Origin of the sequence: Paenibacillus sp. MSJ-34 (genome assembly GCF_018918005.1) — a bacterium.
Classification (GTDB): Bacteria; Bacillota; Bacilli; order Paenibacillales; family Paenibacillaceae; genus MSJ-34.
Genome location: NZ_JAHLPR010000012.1, coordinates 94,994 through 113,462 on the forward strand (window position 1 = coordinate 94,994; position 18,469 = coordinate 113,462).

The following is an 18,469-nucleotide window of genomic DNA, read 5'->3' on the forward strand; positions in this document are numbered from 1 at the left end:
GAGATGAAGACCGTGACGGCCGCATCGTCAGCAAATCGTCATGGCAAGGAACGGGCTGACGAAGAAGCGGAAGGATCCGGCGATTTCGCGGCGGCGGAGACGGGTATGAACGGAGCGGAACGCGGCGTTGCACGCTTATACTCGCACGCAGCCGCAACAGCCGGCAGGAATTAACGGTAAAAACTGCCGCTATTCCCTTGGTTATAAGCCCTCAGCCCATTTTAGCTCCATTTTCTACCTCTAATTCAGACCGTTGCCGGGCACTAAGGCCTTTTGGGCATGATTAACGGTAGAAAATCCATCTAAATGAGGCCATCACTCGAAAATAGGCAATGTAACGCCGGTTTTTCCCGTTATCGGCAACGGCGTTGCATTGAGAAATGGCTATCCGGACCGTACGACCGTTAATTTGCGTCAAAACCGTTTATTCGCGGTTTCGGCGGACATTGGTTCCGTTATCCGTTCGTCGCAGGGCTTATTTTTACGCTTTTGCCGCGAATAAAGGATCGTCTGTCCGCAAACTGGCCGAAATCGGGTCGTTTGTCACAATTAGCGTCTCCTGTGTCCCCGAACTTGGGGAGCAGGGCGGTAGAAGTTAATGCAACGCCAGTGCGTGATCGGCCCTCAGGTTTCTCCCATTCCCCAGTTATCTAGAAAGGCTGCGAGCGAAGTGTCGGTTTCATGCCGACAGCCCCTGTTCCAGACGATGACGACCAAACCGGTCGTCATTTTTTGTTGCGCGGCAGCTTTTTCCCCGCTTACCCCCATAAACCGAAACTGCCGGACGTAATAACTAATCGATCAATTCGATTACAATGGAGAGGAAGGATACGATGAAGCAGTTTAGAAAAGCGTCCGTATTCATGCTGGCGTTTTTATTGGTCTTCGGGCTGGCCAGCAACATTTTTGCGGACAAAGGCGGAAAAGGCCAAGGGGAGAAAAAGAAAGACCGGGAGGAAATTAGCATAGACTTCAAAGATATATCCGAAGCCGCATGGGCGCGGGAATATATCGGCAAAATGCAGCTCAAGCACGTATTCCAAGGATTTGAAGACGGCACGTTCCGTCCGAACCAACCGGTTACGCGGGTGGAAGCGATCGTGGCTGCGGTTCGCCTGATGGGTCTGGAAGACGAAGCGAAGGCGAAGCCGGAAGACACGAAGCTGCACTTTAAGGATGCGAACCAAATCGATCATAAATATAAATGGGCCAAAGGGTACATAGCTGTCGCCTTGGAACACGGCCTGTTCGATACGTCGGAAGACAAAATTATGCCGGAAAAACCGGCAAGCCGCGTATGGGTGTCGGCCTTGTTGGTGAAATCGCTCGGATTGCAACAGGATGCGTTGAACCAAATGTCCGTAAAGCCGGATTTCAAAGATGCGAAAGCCATCCCGGCCGGAGCGGTCGGCTATGTCAACGTTGCGGTCGAACGCAATTTGATCAGCGGTTATCCGAACGGAACGTTCCTGCCGAACAAAGGCGTAACCCGAGCGGAGTTGGCCGCGCTGCTTGACCGGACCAACGACGGAATCAACGATACGATCGGCGCGGTACGCGTCAGCGGCAAAATTGCAGATATCCGTTTCGAATCGGCGAACGGTTCCGCGGAAACGACAGGCAGCGTTACAGTGAACAGTTTCGCAGGCGGTACTTTCACCTATTCGATTTCTTCGCAGCTGCCGGTGAAATACGGCGATCGCTACATTCGCGCCGACCAGCTTGTGAAAGACGATTTAGTCACTTTTGTCGTGAAAGACAACAAAGTTCTCGAAGCCGCAATATTGAGCTCGCAAGACGCGGTTTCTGCCGTAGTCGATGTTACGGTTCGAATAAGTTTTACCGACGGGCAGGAATACTCGCTTCAATATAACGACCGATTCGGCCGGGCGAACGCTGAAATTGCAAACCGCGGCCAAGTTACGAAAGACGAAGCGGCGGTCGAGCAGGCCAAGAAGCTGCTTGCGTCCATGAGCATCGACTCCGATATGAGCAAAGAGGAAGTAAAAAGCCGCGTCCTCTCGGCATTGAATATTGCCGAAAGTTCGACGCAATCGATCTATGTCAATGTCTATTTCGCAAATGGAAAGAGAACGATCGTGGATCAAAAAACGGCGGATTCGGTACGAGTAAGCGGCAGAATTAGCGAAATCCGTTTCAACAACGACGAGACGACCGGCCGCATTACAATCATTAGCTTTGCCGGAGGAACGCTGTCTTACGATATTCCTAAGCAATTAACCGTAAAGTTCGGCAACAGCACCATTCGTGCGGATCAATTGTCCGTCAGCCATATGGTCAGCCTCGTTGTCCGGAACAACACCGTCGTTGAAGCTTATCTGCTCGACCAATCCGATATCGCATCGGCGTTCGTCGATTTTCAAGTAAAGATTGATTTTACCAACAAAGAGCAATATTCGCTTCGTTTTCACAACGAACACGGCACGTTAAGCGCTGAAATCGTGAATAAAGGCCAGACGTACAAAGACGGCAATGCGGTCGCTCTAGTGAAAAACTTGTTGACGCAAATGAATCTAACGTCGGAAATGACGAAAGACGAAGTGCAAAAACGCGTCCTCGCCGCATTGAATGTGTCGGACAATTCGATTCAAGCCTTGAAAGTGAACATTCTGTTTGCCAACGGCAAAAGCATTACGGTAGATAAAAAGTTCAACAATGAGCCTGACGTTCCGTCCAATCCGAATATCGACATCCGCAAGTTCGAGTTGGAGGCCGAATACCCGGGCAATGGGAAAATCGAGTTGGAATACGAGAACAAAGACGGGAAAGTAAAAGCCGAAGTCGAAAAACAAGCGCAAAACAAGAAAAAAGAAAAGATAGAAGGTCAAGAGGCAGTCAAATTTGTGGAAAATTTCCTGAAACAAGCGAATTTCACGCCGGATATGACCAAGCAGCAAGTAATCGACAAAGCCGCTGCCCTCTTGGACTTGAATGAAAAGAACCTGAAAAAGCTGGATATCGAAATCAAATTCGCGAACGGCAAAGAAATCGAGATCGAAACGGACAAAAATCAAAAACACGATGAGAAGCACGACAAGAAAGACCACAAGAACAAAAAAGATAAGTAAGATAAGCAAATAAATCGCAATTTGCAAATATGGAAGTCGAAAGAAAATCATGTTGCGTTTCTGTTTTTACCCAAAAAAGTTGATAACGACACATGAGCCGGCCCCCGGCGCATCGGTACAAGATGCGCCGGGGGCTTTTCGTTTGCGGTGAGGGCGATATGAATTAGAAATTTTTGTCGAATACTATAATATAATATCGAAAATTGTCGATATATACTTATACTTCTTAGGAGGGTGAGTATATGCATCGGATCAAAAATATGAGACTAACCATACGTATGAAATTAATGATTGTTTCAATCCTTTTGTTGGCTGTACCTAGCCTTACGGTAGGAATGATCGGATATCAATCGGCCAAGACCAATCTGGAGGACCTTGGCGGAACCGGGCTGCAAAATTCCGTCAATTTTACGCTAAAATTAATCGAAGTGATGGATTGGCAAGTGAAGAACGGCAGCATGACGTTAGAAGAAGCGCAAGAAGCGGTAAAGATCGAAATTCTCGGGGAGAAAGACGCGAACGGCAAAAGGCCGATCGACAAGAGCATCGATTTAGGGGAGAACGGTTATTTGCTCGTCCTTGACAAGCAAGGGATGACTCTTGCTTCGCCGATTACGGAAGGGCAAAATTCATGGGATTCGCAAACGAAAGACGGGCGCTATTTCACCAGGGAACTGATTGAAAAAGCGACGAACGGCGGCGGTTTCACCACTTACGAATTCGCCTTGCCGAACGAGCCGGACGTGATCGCCGCCAAGTTGGCTTACGCCAAGCTGGATCCCTATTGGGGCTGGGTCGTCGTAGGCGGAACCTATTTAATGGATTTTAACAGCAGCGCCAACGATATTTTAACGAAGCTGATTCTTACGTTGATCGTCTCGATCCTCCTCGGAACGGCGATCATCGTGTGGTTTGCGAGCAGCCTCAGCAAGCCGATCTCGACCTTGGCGGTCAAAGCCAAACGGATCGCCGAAGGCGACTTGACGATCGACCTGCAAAACATTCGCAACCGGGACGAGGTCGGCGATCTCAACCGCAACTTCAACCAAATGGTTCACGATCTGAAGGAATTGATCGGGCAAGTGTCGCTCCATTCGATGCAGGTAGCCGCCACTTCGCAGCAATTGATGGCCGGTTCGGAGCAGACGAGCAAAGCGGCCGAGCAAATCGCCGGCTCGATCCAAGAGATGGCGAGCGGGGCCGAACGGCAAGTCGCGGGGATCAATGAAACGACACGCAACGTAACGGAGATGTCGGAAGGTCTCGAGACGATGACGGCAACGTTCCAGACGGTCCATGCGTCATCAAGGCAAGCTTCGGCGATTGCCGGCGAAGGGAATCAAGTCGTCCGCCAAGCGGTCGACACGATGAACGCCATTCATGAGAAAGTCTCGGCAGCGGCGGGAGTTGTTCATACTTTCGGCGACAAGTCGCAGCAAATCGGCAGCATCATCGAGTTGATCTCTGAAATTGCGGCGCAGACGAATTTGTTGGCGCTCAATGCGGCGATCGAAGCGGCCAGAGCGGGAGAACAAGGGCGCGGATTTGCCGTCGTGGCAGGCGAAGTGCGTAAATTAGCCGAACAATCGAGCGCGGCGGCCGAGCAAATTAGCGAACTCATTGGGGAAATTCAATCGGGCGCCGTCCAAGCGATCGATGCGATGACAGACGGTAGGTCAACGGTGCAGAGCGGAATCGATATGGTGCGTCAAGCGGGCGGTTCGTTCAACGATATTTATCAAGCGATCGAGCAAGTAACCGTGCAAGCGGGTGAGATGAACGAAGCGATCCGGCAAATGAACGAAGCGTCGCAATCGTTGGTTCGTTACATACGCGATGTTGCCGCGATCTCCGAAGAGTCGGCGGCCAATGCGGAGACAGTGGCAGCAGCGGCGGAAGAACAAAACGCTTCTATGGAAGAAATCTCGGCCGCCTCGAACAATCTGGCCGAAATGGCGGAGCAATTGCAGGAAACGGTACATCGATTTAAGATTGACCGCGATCGCGATTAAAAATAGAGAGAATAACCCCGGCTCGATAAGATGCGATGCCGGGGTTATTTGTTGTTGAATTAACTTACAGCGTCAATCCGCCGTTCTCGTCGACACTCGAGCCGGTCATAAAGCTTGCGCACGGCTGCGATAGCGAGTGTTTTTCCCTGGCGGACAATTGGGTTTTAGCCCACTTCCTGCTGCAAGCTGCCGCCCGTAAACTGGCTGTTGTATAGATCGGCGTAAAAGCCGGTTTGCGCAAGCAGTTCTTCATGCGTTCCCTTCTCGATCACGTCGCCGTCCTTCATGACGAGAATAATATCGGCGTCGCGGATCGTGGAAAGCCGATGCGCGATCACGAAGCTGGTGCGGCCTTTCATCAATTCGTTCATCGCTTTCTGGATATACACTTCGGTGCGCGTATCCACGCTGCTTGTCGCTTCGTCCAAGATCAGAATCGCCGGATCGGCCAGGATCGCACGGGCAATCGTCAGCAATTGCTTCTGCCCTTGGGAGATGTTCGACGCTTCCTCGTTCAAAATCGTATCATACCCGTCCGGCAGCGTCCGGATGAAATGGTCGGCATGCGCCGCTTTCGACGCATGGATAATCTCCCGCTCGGCCGCTCCTTCGCGCCCGTATCCGATATTGTCGCGGATCGTTCCGTTGAAGAGCCATGTGTCCTGGAGCACCATGCCGAACAAGCCGCGCAATTTGCCGCGCTCCATCTCCGTAATGCCGACGCCGTCGATCGTAATTTTGCCGTCGTTCACTTCATAGAAGCGCATCAGCAAATTGATCAGCGTCGTCTTGCCGGCCCCGGTCGGCCCCACGATCGCCACCGTCTGTCCTTGTTTCACGTCAATGTTCAATTGTTTCATTAGCGGAGAGTCGTCTTTATAACCGAACTTCACGTTCTCGAAACGGACATCGCCCCGCGGCGACGCGATACGCTTCGCATTCTCCGCCTCCGGCACTTCCTCCTCCTCGTCGAGCAGTTCGAATACCCGCTCGGCCGAAGCGATAGTCGATTGAATGACATTGGCGATATTGGCCAGTTGCGAGATCGGCTGCGTGAACTGTCTGGCGTATTGAATAAACGCTTGAATATCCCCGATTTCAATCGCTCTTTTCGTCACCAGCAGGCCCCCTACGACGCTGACGAGCACATAGCCGATATTGCCGACAAACATCATGAGCGGCATAATAATGCCGGAAATAAACTGCGCCTTCCAGCCGGATTGGTATAACTCCTCGTTTATTTCGTCGAACTTGGCAATCGATTTTTGCTCGTTGCCGAACGCTTTGACCACTTTGTGGCCTGTGAACATTTCTTCCACGTGGCCGTTTAATTCGCCCAGCGCCTTTTGTTGGCTAGCGAAATGTTTCTGCGACCGGGTCGCGACCGATTTGGTCACAAAGAAGCTGAGCGGCAGCGTCAAGATAACGATCAAAGTCATGATCGGGCTGATGGTCAGCATCATCACGATGACGCCGACAAGCGTCACGATCGAGGTGATGAGTTGCATCAAGCTTTGCTGCAACGTATTGCTAATATTGTCGACGTCGTTGACGGCCCGGCTCAAAATTTCCCCGTTCGTGCGCGAGTCGAAAAATTTCAGCGGCAGCTTCGCCAGTTTGGCGTTGACTTGTTTGCGCAAATCGTAGACGGTTCTCTGCGACACGCCCGCCATAATATATTGTTGGATATAGGCGAACAGCGCGCTGATGACATATAGTCCGGCCAATATCATAATCAACTGCCAAATGTATTGGAAATCGACCGCCGCACCCGGCACGCCGTTTATTTTCATCATAATGCCTTCGAACAGCTTCGTCGTCGCATTCCCCAATATTTTCGGGCTGACAATCGTGAATACGGTGCTGATAATGGCCGCGACGAATACGGCAATCAGCTTGACCCGATGCGGTTTTAAATATTGTATCAGCCGTTTGAGCGTGCCTTTGAAATCTTTGGCCTTCTGTACAGGCATGCCCATCCCCGGCGGGCCGCCGCCGGGGCCCCTGCCCGGTCCGCCGAGGGACGGCCCTTGTCTGCTTTGCGCACTCATGCTATCTCCTCCTCCGAGAGCTGCGAGGATACGATTTCGCGGTATACGCCGCAAGTATCCATCAGCTCTTGATGCTTGCCGATCCCTGCAATACGCCCTTCGTCAAGGACGATGATGCGATCCGCATCCATAACCGTGCTGACGCGTTGCGCGACGATGATGACAGCCGCCTCCGCCGTTTCTTGCTTCAACGCGGCGCGCAGCTTGGCGTCGGTTTTAAAGTCGAGCGCCGAGAAGCTGTCGTCGAATATATAAACCGCCGGCTTTCTAACAAGCGCCCGCGCGATCGACAAGCGCTGCTTCTGCCCGCCTGAGACGTTCGTTCCGCCTTGCGCGATGACCGAGTCGAAGCCGTCCTTCATGCCTGCAATAAATTCGGACGCCTGCGCAATATCCGCCGCATGCTTCACTTCTTCCTCCGTCGCCTTCTCGTTGCCGTAACGGATATTGTCCGCGATCGTTCCCGAGAACAGGACCGCCTTCTGCGGAACGAACCCGATTTTGGCGCGCAGCGCTTCCTGGGACATGCTCCGCACATCGACCCCGTCCACGAACACGGCGCCTTCATCGACATCGTAAAATCTTGGGATGAGACTGATCAACGTCGACTTGCCCGATCCGGTCCCGCCGATAACGGCTGTAATTTCCCCCGGACCGGTGCGGAACGAAATATTCGTAAGCGCCGGCTCTTCCGCGCCCGGATAGCTGAAGGTAACGTCTTGAAACTCGACATACCCTTCATTGCCGCCGGCTTGCTGCACCTGCGGCGCATCCTTGATATCAGGAACCATATCCAGCACTTCGTTAATCCGCACCGCAGAGACCGAAGCGCGAGGAATCATGACGAACATCATCGACATCATCAGCAGCGAGAACATAATTTGCATCGCATATTGAAGGAAAGCCATTAACGAACCGACCTGCATATCCCCGCTGTCGATCCGGATTCCGCCGAACCAAATGATCGCAATGCTCGAGAAATTCATGACAAGCATCATGACCGGCATAAGCGACGCCATAATTTTATTGACTTTAATCGCCGTTTCCGTCAAATCGCGGTTCGCTTGATCGAAGCGCCGCTGCTCGTAACCGTCGCGATTGAACGAGCGAATGACGCGAATTCCGGTCAGCCCCTCCCGCAGCACGAGATTAAGCTTGTCGAGTTTCACCTGCATCGCTTTGAAGAGCGGCATTCCTTTGCTGACGACGAGGAGAATGGCCCCGACGAGAATCGGAATGACCGCCACAAGAATGAGCGACAGCTTCGCATCCTTCGATACTGTACTCTCTCAAGATAATTGACAAAGATAAGGGGACAAAAAACGATCCGGGAAAACGCGGGAAAGACCGATTTTACTGGGGATTGGCTGGGACAATGTCTGAAAACCAATGACAAAAAAGATGAAAATAAAAATCGCGCAACTGATAAGTGCGGATAGAGGATAAAAAAAGCGCTGTAGCCTTGATACATAAAGGTTTTCGGCGTTTCTTCGTGTTGTGCTTCAATCATACCACAATCGGAACTCGTTCAAAAATAGGTGTCGCGTTTTAACGGCCCGTCAATGAGCGTTATTCGGCGTTGATAGGAATGTGATAAAATCGCAAAAAACCAAATGCATCAAGGCTTCGCTGAATTAACGAATTCGTTATATCTCGTTAAAGAATTCCAAAAAGTCGGCGGAAAACGGCAAAAAACAGTCGCGGAGCAAAGGGACATTTCAGAAAAAACAAGCGAAGCCTGTCCCATTGCAGTCGTGGTGCGGTATTCCGGCTGTATTGTGAAGTAAAATTAATTTAAAAGCAAAGGGACAAAAAAAGATAGAAAAGCCTATCATTTTGACCAAAAAAATTAAGCCGGTTTAGAAGCTGCTTCTTCTCTTCCGTCTGTACTCGATGAAGTTGACGACCTCTGTTTGCTAGAACTGTCAGACTTCTTATCTGCCAGTTCCAGTAATACCTCGATGCGCTCTTCGATTTTCCATTGCTCCTTTTCTTCCAACTGATGAAACTTTGCTAACAATTCCAAATCTGACGCCGATACTTGAGATTGATGTGATTTAGCATCAACGGTTCTCTCCTTCCCTGTTAACAACCAGTCAGTTGAAACATCAAAAAACTCCGCTAAAGCAACTACAATTTCAATCCCTGGTTTCATTTCATTCCTTTCGAACCTACTTAAGTTGTTAAAACTCAATAATTTCATAAGTTCCCGCTGGTTTAAACCCTTGGATTCTCGAAGAAAGGCAATTCTTTCCCCTATTGTTTTCATGATGTTTATTCACCTCGCAAATGGATTATTTTTGATGTAAAAAAGCATATTTACCGTTGACATGATGTGAATTCACATCTATAATGATAGATAGATAGGAAACCACATCAAAATCTTATCACACATCGCGGGTCAAAGACAGATGAAACTATGCTCCTTGACCAAAAAAATCAAAAGTATTGCACCTTAACAAAAGGGGTGATGTATTCAAGAGTTTTTTTGTAAGTCCGCTCTTTGAAAATTGAATAGCAACAATGTAGATTTACACCGGCAGGAAAGGAGGAACTTGGATGCATGAGACATTGAAGAAGCAAATGGATGAAACTTCATCCGTAATTCGCAAGCTGATCGACAACATAGACTTTTCTACTCCGGAAAACATCGTCATCGCAACCGCTGCCCAAGAAAGTGTATTAGATGCTTTGGGGGATATGCTGGAAGAACGAAAACGTCAGTATGTCGAGGAACTAAATCGCATCGTGATGGAATACAGCGCGAAAATTGCAGCGACCGACAACTTGCTCCGTACCATTGGGAAGGAAGTTGGCAGGCGGGAAGTTCTAAGAGAAAGAATCGAAGCAGGTGAACCTACATGAAAAAACGTAAACTGTCGCCCGTTGGCGTGATCATCAAGAAACGTCTTATCGAAATGGGTAAGACGCAATATCAATTAGCTGCCGAAGTCGGAACCAGCAGCAACTATATTTACCTGATCATGATCGGTGAGCGTTCTGGAAGAAGTTTTATTCCGAAAATCGCCCAGGCGCTCGGGCTTGATTCGAATGAGATTAGCAAAACAGCCTAAATGCATCAGGGGTGTACAGACGAAGGAACGCGGTCAGCAAGAGGAGGCTTATTCAATGGGTCTGATAAACAGCAAGAGAGCGCCCCACCAACCACGGAAGACGCTCCCTCAAACCATTGAATCTATATGACTCCTCCATTGTAGCACGAACGCGTTCGCTTGGGAAGGAGGAACAAGCTTGTCGGAAATATACATTACCCTTGAAGCGGCCGCCGGGCTTGAGGGCATGAGCTACGATACCGTGAAAAAGAAAGTGCAGCGCAATCCGGGAGCATTTAAAGCAAAGACGGAAGCTGTGATCACAGGCGGAAAGGAACGTGTCCTAATTGCATTATCTTCATTAAGTAAGAAGGCAAGATTGGCGTACAAGCAAGTATCGAACATCGACGGCGCGGACTTGGTTATCAATGAACACGCCAGAACTGAAGAAATCCCGTGGTACATTGGCGTCGATCCTGCCGAATACATCGAAAAGAATGGAAAAGCATACTACGAGGCGGTTGAGCTTATGAAAGTAATCCGCGAATTTCTGAACTACGGTGACCGTGATCGCACCGAATTCGCGGACAGCTTCGCCAAAGCAAACGGTATGAGCCAACGCACACTTTACCGGCATTCGCAGAGCTATCTGGAAGCCAGCGCATGGGCTCTTAAAATGAGCAAGCAAGACGGCAAGAATTACGACTTTTTCAAAGTTTTGGCTCTATGTCGAAAGCCGAAACAAAAGAATACGTTCCCTTCTCTGACGCCGGAGGTTAAAGCATTCATTGAAAATTTATGGTTTGACTCTTCATTCGCAGAAAATAACGGCACGCGGGAAATGGTGTATAGCAAGCTTATGAAAGTTGGTTCGACCAATTGCTGGGATATTCCGTCTTATCCAACGGTCGCACGCTATATCGATTACCTCATGAACGTGAGGCGCGGCAAAAATGCAAGGTTCCTCGCAGAGCAAGGCATGCGAGAGTTTAAAAATAAACGAATGGTCAAAGCTTCGCGCAATACGAAGGCGCTGCCGGTTATGGGGCTCGTTCAAGGTGACGAGCATACCTTCGACATCTGGGTCAAATATACATATCCCAACGGCAAGACCAAGGCGATCCGTCCGCAACTTGTTGCATGGTTAGATACCCGAAGTCGGTGCATTGTTGGCGATGTGATTTGCGTCAAGGCGAATTCACAAGTGCTTAAGCAGTCACTTCTCAACATGTTATATGGCGATATCGGCGGCGTACCACAATGGTTGCTTATTGATAACGGAAAAGACTATACCTCTGAAACGATGACTGGACGCAAGCGATCCGAACGCGTCAGCTTCGATTCAGAAACAAAAGGCTTCTACCGTAGCATCGGGATTCAAGACGACATGCGCAGCTTACCATATCAACCGTGGTCAAAGGCGCAGGTCGAACGATTCTTCGGCACATTGATCAGTAAGTTTGAAAAATGGGTTGCCAGTTACACCGGAACGCTTACGGGTTCAAAGACATCTGCCAAAGTCAATAAGGACATCCAGAAGATGCTCGAACGCGACGAACTGTTGACGTTGGACGAGTTTTATTCCCTTTGGTGTGAGTGGCGCGACGAGTATCATCGTTCATTCCATAGTGGCCTGAAGGAGCAAGGCGATAAATGGCATACCCCTCTGGAAGTGTTCCAGAACGCCGAGCGCTACGTCAAAGCTCCACCGCCAAAGTCCTATGCAACTGTACTGATGATGAAAGCCGAGCGCGTACTTGTTCGGAATGTCGGTATCAAGAAGTTTGGATACGAGTACAGGGCAGACGAACTGTGCCACTATATCGGCGACAAAGTAGACATCAAATGGGATGCAAACGACGTGACAAAGCTCTACGTGTACACGGTTGACGGGCAAAAAATTTGCGAGGCATATAGTCAAGAGTTACTCCTGATTGCACCGAAGATGCCGCAGAAGGCACTCGAAGACCATATGAAGATGCAGAAGCGCCAGCTTCGTCAAACGCTAGACGAACTGACCTATTATACAACACCGCTAGAAGAACGCGATCCGCAGTATCAAGGTTATGGGAACGACGTTGCCGGGTTCATTTTCAAGAATGAGAACCCCGCGACGAAGCAAAACGCGTCGAAGTTGGTTGCACTGCCGGATGATCAGCAGTATCGTGATGAACTGCGATCCAAGAAGACGGTCAAGGCGACTAATGACGATGCAGATGACTTTTATCAACGTCAAGCGGAAAAAGCCCTCGCGGCGCTCCGTAAACTTGGTTAATTGGAGGGATTGAATATGGAGGCAGTAACACTTTATCCGATTCAGGGCGGAACACCAACCGCCCTTGCATTGCAAGTCAAAAGCTTAATAGACAAGAACGGCATGACGATTACCGAGTTGGCGAAGGAAATCAACTATTCGCGCCCAGCCCTTTCCCAATATTTGAGTGGGAAATACCCTTCTGATCCTTCCGAGATCGAACAGGCGATTGCGAATTTCATCGCTTCTCAAGGCGGTGAAGTCACAGTCGCCGAACGACCGACCGTGTCTTTGGCAAAGCCCGCATTCATCGAGAGCCGGGATGCAACAGCAATCATCGGTGCATGTCAATCTTGCCAAGCTTTCACCGGGCTCGGGATCGTTGTCGGAAAATCGGGATTCGGGAAGACGCACACACTCAAGTATTACGCTCGTTCGCCCAAGGTCGCTTATATCGAATGCGATGACACGATGGGCCAACGCGATTTAGTAAAGGCTATCGAAAAGTCGCTCGGCCTGCCGATCAGCTACGGTACGATCTGGGAACGTGTGAACGGCATCCGCGAATTCTTCAATTGCCATCCGGGATATCTGCTTATCATCGACGAGGCGGACAAGCTCGTCAGCAAGTATAGTCAGAAGAAAATGGAAATCCTCCGTGCCATTTTTGATCAGTCGGATGTTGGAATGATCATCGCTGGAGAACCGAAACTTGAAGCACAGATTAAAAGCTATATATCCCGCTTTGCGAACCGGGTCGATTTCTACGTTGCTCTGAAGGGGCTCTCGTCTAACGAGGTTCGCACTTATCTCGGCAACTTCAATTTCGAGGAAGATGCGATACACGAAATGGTTGTTCGGGCAACCAATAACAAGAACGGCTGTTTCCGCCTGTTAGATCGTACGCTAAACAACATTTTGCGTGTCTTGAGCATGCGCAGTCCTGATACGTCAGGGGGGACACCAACGATTACAACAGACATGATCGCCAAAGCCAGCAACATGATGATGTTATAGGAGGCTGAATCTTATGGAAGCAGTTCAAATCAATCCAACAAACGCGATTAATCGCTTGTATGAATATCTCAGTCACGTAAAAGTATATCCGACTCCGCTTCGTTTCACGGCCATTGTGGCCGGAATATCCGATGCCGAAGTCGAACGCATCTTGACAGCATCCCCTTATTACGCCGTATACGACGGTGAAATATACAGCAACGAAGCAAGTTATTTCAACCAAACCGGCGGCCTACGAAGAATGGATAACTTGTCTGTGATTCACGCTTACGGGCTTTATCAGATGCTCGGAATCGCGTTTTTGTGCGAAGACGGGCGCCCCATTGCTGCATACGTTGAAGGGGATGAACTGGCATGATGCACCCTACTATCGGCAGTATTGTCAAGTTATTGTTCGCAAGTGGCGAATCGCTTTATATGACGCTCACCGGCACGACAAGTTTTAGGAACGGCGATCTTGGATTTACAGGCGAATATCGGTACGGCGGGCGGAAGCATGCCGGGGCTGTCGAGCTCCGGCGCATCCGCTGGAATGGTAAGTTTTTCGAAGCAAATATGAGTGAATAAGGAGGATTCAGCACATGGCAAGAGTACGCATACCGGACCAACCGGTACTTAAAAATTGGGATGACGTGGATTTGACGTTGAAGGAGATCGGCGAGATTTTGATCGATATCGAAGGAATCGAAGCGCTCATGAATACCAAAATCTCCGATACGAAACTGGCTGCTGAAATGGCGGCAAAACCTCTGAAAGAGCGCCTGAAGTTGCTGGAAATGCAAATGAAGGAGTTTGTCGAAGCGAATCGGGATGATCTCGGCAATAAGAAAACCAAAGAGATCAATTTCGGCAAGACTGGTTTTCGAAAAAGCACCAAAATTAGCTTACCTCGCGCGGCGGCTAAACTTGCGGAAGTCATACGCCGGATCAAGGAATATGGAATGACGGATTGTATCATTCAGCCGCCGGAGAAGGTCGATAAGGACAACCTAAAGAAATACCCGCAGAACGACATCTTGAAGGTCGGAGCGACACTCACGGTCGAAGATACGTTTTGGTATGAGGTTGACCGCGAGAAGCTCGCCGATCTGTAGGTGATTCTTATGGCGACACCAATCAGCTATCCGCAAATCAAGAAGATATTCGGCCTTGCCAAGCAAGTGAAAATGAACAACGAGGAACTCCATGACCTGGTCCAATCTGTGACCGGGTCAACCAGCATTAAAGCCTTAAGCAAGGAGCAGGGTATCAAAGTCATCGATAGACTGCATGGTTTACTCGGTAAAGGAAGTAGTCGGGAACGGGGGCGCGCCACGCCCAAGCAGATTTGGCAAATTAACAAACTTGCCGAAGAATTAGGCTGGAAGAGCGATCCCCTTCGCCTCCGCCGATTCCTAGAAAAAAAGCTAGGCGTCAGTCATCCTAGCTATCTCTCCCCTAGTCAGGCTAGCAAGGATATTGAGGCGTTCAAGGCGATGAAGCACCGGTCATTGGAAGGAGGTTCTGCCGATGCCAGACGCTTATGATCGTTACACGCCAGAGCAGCAACAGGTCATAGAAACGTACTGGGAAACGATACGTTGGACCCGTACGACGGGAAAAATCTCCGAAGGTATCAAATGTAAAGAGCTTGATTACTGGAGCAAGTACCCTCCCGAACTGGTCATTACAGCGCTACGGACGCATATCCAAAAGTACCCTAACATCAAAGAAAACTACACTCGCGGCATCCTTCGTAATCTCAGCACTCAGAAAGGAGGCGCGCCTTTTGGAAGCAATCAAAAACGTCCTGTCAGTCCCCCAGGGCAAAGAACCGGAACTCGCGATATTGGAGCCGAAGAAGCCCTCCGTCGACGACTCGGGCTATGAATGCGCGAATTGTAAAGACGAAGGCATAATCTTTGATCCTGATCGTAACGTAGCGTTTGATTGCGCGTGTGTAGAACGCAAGAGAATACAGCGAGTGTTGAAATCTAGCAATATAAGCGAGGAATTTATCGATAAAACATTTGAAACATTCGAAACCAGGGATGTCGATCCCCGCGTGGTTGAAGCGTACGAACTGGTGAAGGAATATTCCGACACTCTGGTAGCTCGGGTTAAGAAAGGGCATGGCTTAAAGGGTGTTCCTTGGCTTGGCGTCTTGGGTAAGACCGGCGCAGGGAAAACGCATTTGGTGACGGCAGCCGTCGTTCCGCTTGTCGAGCTTGGTGTTTATCCTGTCTTTTTCAACTGGGTTTCGGGATTCAAGGAAATGATGGCATACCATGCCGCCGATCAGGGTCATGTTGTAGATGAAATTAGACAGCGTCTTTGTACATGCGAACTCTTGATTGTCGACGATGTCTGCAAGGAAAGCCAAAAGGACACATGGATCACAGAATTTTACGGAATTGTCGACTACCGATACCGAAAAGGTCTGCCAATCATCTATACATCCGAATACTTTACAGAGTTAATCGGCTTTCTGTCTGAAGCAACGGCTGGACGAATGTTCGAACGAGCGATGAGTCCAAAAGGAAAACCATATCTGGCAAAGATGTTTTTACGTAAGGACGAAGATCAAATTATGCTCAATTATCGGCTGCGGGGGTTGATCTCATGAGGCAACCAGCAGTATATACCGATTCGAACGGTACTCTTTACGTTACTGGTCAACGTCGGCACCATTTATTCGACTGGTGCGATACCCTCCGTCTGGACAGACGATATATTCGTTGGAACCGGGACTTATCCTGTTTTACCCTGATCATCAAAAATGAAGCGGACAAGCTCCGCTTAAAGGATGTGATAGCCATGAAGCAAGCGAAACGACCGACACGCAAGCAGAAAACTGTAATTGACGGGTACGGATTGAACCCGAACAACTGGTTTGTTGAAAGGGATACTCCGCAAGAAATGGTTATTATCCATCGTCATACCGGATCGATCCGGCGGCTACGCCGAGGTGCATGAAACATGAATTCTCAAAATAACAGGCAAAAATTTGGAGGAGATCATGAATAAGCACGATAAAAGTCGCAAGGACAGCCTTATCAAAGCGCTCAATAAGGCCAAGGAGCAAGCTGAAACCGCACGATTGTATCTGATTGCAAACGAGCGTGATCCAGAAGAGATCGCAGCAGCATGCCTTGCACTCGAACATATCGAAATTGCTTTATCACATTTAGGTGTACAAATAAATGGCAAGGGAGTGTTGGGAAGTGACTCAGGTTATTTTGGATGAAGCACACGAAGAACTGATCCCTGTCGATTCGAAAACGTTCCAATGGATCGACCGGATCGGTTGCGTTGAAGCGCTGGCTCTGGAGTGTGCTGATAACGGCAATAAATTCGATATCGCATTGAGATCAATTCGCCTTCGTGACTATTCCATCCATACAACCAAGATGACCGTAAAGCAAAAAACAGCGTTAAAACGGGATGTTACTCGGAAGGTCAAGGACATCATCAAGATGCGGGAGTCTGCCGATGTTGGGGATGTCGTCAGAGTCCCTAAAATGATTCCTAACCCCCTATTAGGAGGATACAAGCGCGATGGTCTAAAGCTAGTTGACGCCATCGTGACGGAGAAACAACTTTTATCTTCGGCGGTGCGCTACAAAGTTAAGCGCCTGACAGATGGCGAAGTGCAGATTGGTAACGGGCATATGATCAAATCCATTGTCCGCCGCGCTGCTGCCGGGGGGGATGGTGGATAACTATGAAGTCGAAGTCGTCGAAGATCGAACGAGTGCCTTACGCTACGCCGAAAGACCCGAATGTATGCTTGTTCTCTTCTCGTCAACCTGTCTAACGGCAAGCACCGTAGCAGTTGGCCTTCGGAGCTTGTGCCTTCAGGTGGAACGCGAGGACAACGATCGAGTCATCGAGTCGATCCATTACGATGAAGCGACTCGGCGTCTTGAAATCAATTTTGAACCGAAAGGAGCTTGAACATGGATATCTGTCCGAAATGCTATGGCGATCAAAGATTTGTTGGTTCCTTCGAGAAAGGCGTCGGAAAATTCGTTTGCGAAGAATGCGGCCACGAAGGAGCTACCTTTACACCAATTAGAAAGGAGTATGAAGAAGATGAAAGGAATTGATTGTGCAATCCCTGTCAAGGCAGACACGGCCAAAGCTTTGGCCGCTGCCGGAATGAAATTTGTTTGCCGCTATCTTGTGCCAGAGCGGCTGGCGTGGAAAAGACTCACTAGATCGGAGGCGGAAGCGATCAGCGCCGTCGGGATGAAAGTGGTATCGGTATTTGAAACGACTGCCTCACGCCCTGCTGGGGGTGCGGCAGCGGGAAAGGTTGACGGCGTTGAAGCGTACAAGGAAGCGAAATTGATTAAGCAGCCGCCCGGAACAGTGATCTATTTCGCGGTAGATTACGACGCTCAACCGAAGGATTACGACAATATCGAATCGTATTTGCGTGCTGCTGCGGCAGAAGTACATGGGTATAAGGTTGGCGTCTACGGATCGTACGCCGTGATCGAGGCCATGTATAAGCGCAAAGCATGTACCCATTTTTGGCAAACCTACGCCTGGAGCCGGGGTAAACAAAGCGCATACGCTAACATTTATCAGTACAAAAATGATACAAGGCTTGCCGGAATCAATCTTACGCTAGATTTAAACGAGTCTTTTGGCAATGAAGGTTGGTGGGATACGAAATCGACCGAAGTACCTAAACCATCCCAACCCGAGGAGGTGAAACCGAAGATGAAACAGGAAGATGCAGAAAAAATCATTCGTTTCCTCTCGGCTGCTTGGTATGCTACCGACTCCCAAGAGGCAAAGGCAGAATATAACCGCCTGGCTGATGAAGTTCGAAAAGCCGCCGGGATCATCAAGGTCGGATAATTGACAACTCTCTGCTTTGGTATATAGGATCTCGGAATAAACCGGGCGATTGAGGCTCAATTTGGGGTGCTTGAGTTAAAATTATCGATGTAAACGTGTTTTTGAAAGCAATTTTCAAAAATGCGTATGCTAAAGAACCCGA

Annotated in this window: 19 protein-coding genes and 1 pseudogene; 16 read left to right on the plus strand and 4 right to left on the minus strand. The window is 49.4% G+C overall.

All coding sequences use genetic code 11. The features are described 5' to 3' along the window. The first annotated feature begins 3 nt into the window (after window positions 1-3). Complete coding sequence (locus KQI79_RS08375; protein ID WP_216537777.1) at window positions 4-174, plus strand: hypothetical protein; 171 nt, start codon at window positions 4-6, stop codon at window positions 172-174. 450 nt (window positions 175-624) lie between these two features. Here KQI79_RS08375 and KQI79_RS08380 read toward each other — a convergent pair whose 3' ends face one another. Then, window positions 625-768 carry a hypothetical protein gene (locus tag KQI79_RS08380; protein WP_216537778.1) on the minus strand — a complete coding sequence of 48 codons (144 nt, stop codon included), beginning with the start codon at window positions 766-768 and terminating at the stop codon, window positions 625-627. A 65-nt stretch (window positions 769-833) separates the two neighbouring features. Between KQI79_RS08380 and KQI79_RS08385 the strand changes: the two genes are divergently transcribed. Continuing rightward, the gene (locus KQI79_RS08385; RefSeq protein ID WP_216537779.1) at window positions 834-3,089 is read left to right on the plus strand and encodes a YusW family protein; all 2,256 of its coding nucleotides are present in this window, start codon (window positions 834-836) and stop codon (window positions 3,087-3,089) included. Between the two features lie 242 nt (window positions 3,090-3,331). Beyond that, on the plus strand, window positions 3,332-5,101 hold the full coding sequence (locus tag KQI79_RS08390; protein WP_216537780.1) for a methyl-accepting chemotaxis protein: 1,770 nt from the start codon (window positions 3,332-3,334) through the stop codon (window positions 5,099-5,101). Window positions 5,102-5,265: 164 nt separating this feature from the next. On the opposite strand, the gene KQI79_RS08395 is transcribed toward KQI79_RS08390, so the two are convergent. The 3 genes and pseudogenes from KQI79_RS08395 to KQI79_RS08405 all read right to left on the minus strand — a co-directional run bounded on the left by KQI79_RS08395 (window position 5,266) and on the right by KQI79_RS08405 (window position 9,421). Then, on the minus strand, window positions 5,266-7,152 hold the full coding sequence (locus tag KQI79_RS08395; RefSeq protein ID WP_216537781.1) for an ABC transporter ATP-binding protein: 1,887 nt from the start codon (window positions 7,150-7,152) through the stop codon (window positions 5,266-5,268). Beyond that, a pseudogene (locus KQI79_RS08400) lies at window positions 7,149-8,432 on the minus strand (ABC transporter ATP-binding protein); the annotation flags it as partial. The gene KQI79_RS08395 and the pseudogene KQI79_RS08400, both read right to left, overlap by 4 nt. Window positions 8,433-9,001: 569 nt before the next feature. Continuing rightward, entirely contained in the window at window positions 9,002-9,421 is a 420-nt protein-coding gene (locus tag KQI79_RS08405) for a helix-turn-helix domain-containing protein (protein ID WP_216537782.1), read from the minus strand. Window positions 9,422-9,711: 290 nt separating this feature from the next. On the opposite strand from KQI79_RS08405, the gene KQI79_RS08410 reads away from it, so the two are divergent. The 13 genes from KQI79_RS08410 (at window position 9,712) to KQI79_RS08470 (ending at window position 18,327) form a co-directional block, all read left to right on the plus strand. Next, window positions 9,712-10,017 (plus strand): hypothetical protein, encoded by a 306-nt coding sequence (locus KQI79_RS08410; RefSeq protein WP_216537783.1) that lies wholly within the window; start codon window positions 9,712-9,714, stop codon window positions 10,015-10,017. Further along, window positions 10,014-10,226 carry a helix-turn-helix domain-containing protein gene (locus KQI79_RS08415; RefSeq protein WP_216537784.1) on the plus strand — a complete coding sequence of 71 codons (213 nt, stop codon included), beginning with the start codon at window positions 10,014-10,016 and terminating at the stop codon, window positions 10,224-10,226. The genes KQI79_RS08410 and KQI79_RS08415 overlap by 4 nt, the downstream gene beginning before the upstream one ends. A 178-nt stretch (window positions 10,227-10,404) precedes the next feature. Further along, window positions 10,405-12,480 carry a Mu transposase C-terminal domain-containing protein gene (locus KQI79_RS08420; protein ID WP_216537785.1) on the plus strand — a complete coding sequence of 692 codons (2,076 nt, stop codon included), beginning with the start codon at window positions 10,405-10,407 and terminating at the stop codon, window positions 12,478-12,480. A gap of 15 nt (window positions 12,481-12,495) precedes the next feature. Continuing rightward, window positions 12,496-13,476: an AAA family ATPase gene (locus KQI79_RS08425; RefSeq protein WP_216537786.1), complete on the plus strand. Its 981-nt coding sequence runs from the start codon at window positions 12,496-12,498 to the stop codon at window positions 13,474-13,476. A gap of 13 nt (window positions 13,477-13,489) precedes the next feature. Continuing rightward, window positions 13,490-13,834, plus strand: a complete 345-nt coding sequence (locus KQI79_RS08430) for a hypothetical protein (protein ID WP_216537787.1) — start codon at window positions 13,490-13,492, stop codon at window positions 13,832-13,834. Continuing rightward, window positions 13,831-14,043 (plus strand): hypothetical protein, encoded by a 213-nt coding sequence (locus KQI79_RS08435; RefSeq protein ID WP_216537788.1) that lies wholly within the window; start codon window positions 13,831-13,833, stop codon window positions 14,041-14,043. Before KQI79_RS08430 ends, KQI79_RS08435 begins: the two co-directional genes overlap by 4 nt. Window positions 14,044-14,057: 14 nt before the next feature. After that, on the plus strand, window positions 14,058-14,570 hold the full coding sequence (locus KQI79_RS08440) for a host-nuclease inhibitor Gam family protein (RefSeq protein ID WP_216537789.1): 513 nt from the start codon (window positions 14,058-14,060) through the stop codon (window positions 14,568-14,570). Window positions 14,571-14,579: 9 nt separating this feature from the next. After that, window positions 14,580-15,002 carry a phage protein GemA/Gp16 family protein gene (locus KQI79_RS08445; protein ID WP_216537790.1) on the plus strand — a complete coding sequence of 141 codons (423 nt, stop codon included), beginning with the start codon at window positions 14,580-14,582 and terminating at the stop codon, window positions 15,000-15,002. Window positions 15,003-15,244: 242 nt separating this feature from the next. Further along, the gene (locus KQI79_RS08450) at window positions 15,245-16,081 is read left to right on the plus strand and encodes an ATP-binding protein (protein WP_216537791.1); all 837 of its coding nucleotides are present in this window, start codon (window positions 15,245-15,247) and stop codon (window positions 16,079-16,081) included. Next, the gene (locus tag KQI79_RS08455) at window positions 16,078-16,431 is read left to right on the plus strand and encodes a DUF6906 family protein (RefSeq protein ID WP_216537804.1); all 354 of its coding nucleotides are present in this window, start codon (window positions 16,078-16,080) and stop codon (window positions 16,429-16,431) included. Before KQI79_RS08450 ends, KQI79_RS08455 begins: the two co-directional genes overlap by 4 nt. A gap of 43 nt (window positions 16,432-16,474) precedes the next feature. Continuing rightward, the gene (locus KQI79_RS08460; RefSeq protein ID WP_216537792.1) at window positions 16,475-16,702 is read left to right on the plus strand and encodes a hypothetical protein; all 228 of its coding nucleotides are present in this window, start codon (window positions 16,475-16,477) and stop codon (window positions 16,700-16,702) included. Continuing rightward, window positions 16,680-17,177, plus strand: a complete 498-nt coding sequence (locus tag KQI79_RS08465) for a hypothetical protein (RefSeq protein WP_216537793.1) — start codon at window positions 16,680-16,682, stop codon at window positions 17,175-17,177. The genes KQI79_RS08460 and KQI79_RS08465 overlap by 23 nt, the downstream gene beginning before the upstream one ends. A 364-nt stretch (window positions 17,178-17,541) precedes the next feature. Further along, window positions 17,542-18,327: a DUF1906 domain-containing protein gene (locus KQI79_RS08470; RefSeq protein ID WP_253298020.1), complete on the plus strand. Its 786-nt coding sequence runs from the start codon at window positions 17,542-17,544 to the stop codon at window positions 18,325-18,327. Window positions 18,328-18,469 lie beyond the last annotated feature (142 nt).

Excerpts from the sequence above, each read along its gene's own strand:
- KQI79_RS08375 (WP_216537777.1), top strand. The coding sequence starts at position 4 with ATGAAGACCGTGACGGCCGCATCGTCAGCAAATCGTCATGGCAAGGAA.
- KQI79_RS08380 (WP_216537778.1), bottom strand. The coding sequence starts at position 768 with ATGGGGGTAAGCGGGGAAAAAGCTGCCGCGCAACAAAAAATGACGACC.
- KQI79_RS08385 (WP_216537779.1), top strand. The coding sequence starts at position 834 with ATGAAGCAGTTTAGAAAAGCGTCCGTATTCATGCTGGCGTTTTTATTG.
- KQI79_RS08390 (WP_216537780.1), top strand. The coding sequence starts at position 3,332 with ATGCATCGGATCAAAAATATGAGACTAACCATACGTATGAAATTAATG.
- KQI79_RS08395 (WP_216537781.1), bottom strand. The coding sequence starts at position 7,152 with ATGAGTGCGCAAAGCAGACAAGGGCCGTCCCTCGGCGGACCGGGCAGG.
- KQI79_RS08405 (WP_216537782.1), bottom strand. The coding sequence starts at position 9,421 with ATGAAAACAATAGGGGAAAGAATTGCCTTTCTTCGAGAATCCAAGGGT.
- KQI79_RS08410 (WP_216537783.1), top strand. The coding sequence starts at position 9,712 with ATGCATGAGACATTGAAGAAGCAAATGGATGAAACTTCATCCGTAATT.
- KQI79_RS08415 (WP_216537784.1), top strand. The coding sequence starts at position 10,014 with ATGAAAAAACGTAAACTGTCGCCCGTTGGCGTGATCATCAAGAAACGT.
- KQI79_RS08425 (WP_216537786.1), top strand. The coding sequence starts at position 12,496 with ATGGAGGCAGTAACACTTTATCCGATTCAGGGCGGAACACCAACCGCC.
- KQI79_RS08430 (WP_216537787.1), top strand. The coding sequence starts at position 13,490 with ATGGAAGCAGTTCAAATCAATCCAACAAACGCGATTAATCGCTTGTAT.
- KQI79_RS08435 (WP_216537788.1), top strand. The coding sequence starts at position 13,831 with ATGATGCACCCTACTATCGGCAGTATTGTCAAGTTATTGTTCGCAAGT.
- KQI79_RS08440 (WP_216537789.1), top strand. The coding sequence starts at position 14,058 with ATGGCAAGAGTACGCATACCGGACCAACCGGTACTTAAAAATTGGGAT.
- KQI79_RS08445 (WP_216537790.1), top strand. The coding sequence starts at position 14,580 with ATGGCGACACCAATCAGCTATCCGCAAATCAAGAAGATATTCGGCCTT.
- KQI79_RS08455 (WP_216537804.1), top strand. The coding sequence starts at position 16,078 with ATGAGGCAACCAGCAGTATATACCGATTCGAACGGTACTCTTTACGTT.
- KQI79_RS08460 (WP_216537792.1), top strand. The coding sequence starts at position 16,475 with ATGAATAAGCACGATAAAAGTCGCAAGGACAGCCTTATCAAAGCGCTC.
- KQI79_RS08470 (WP_253298020.1), top strand. The coding sequence starts at position 17,542 with ATGAAGAAGATGAAAGGAATTGATTGTGCAATCCCTGTCAAGGCAGAC.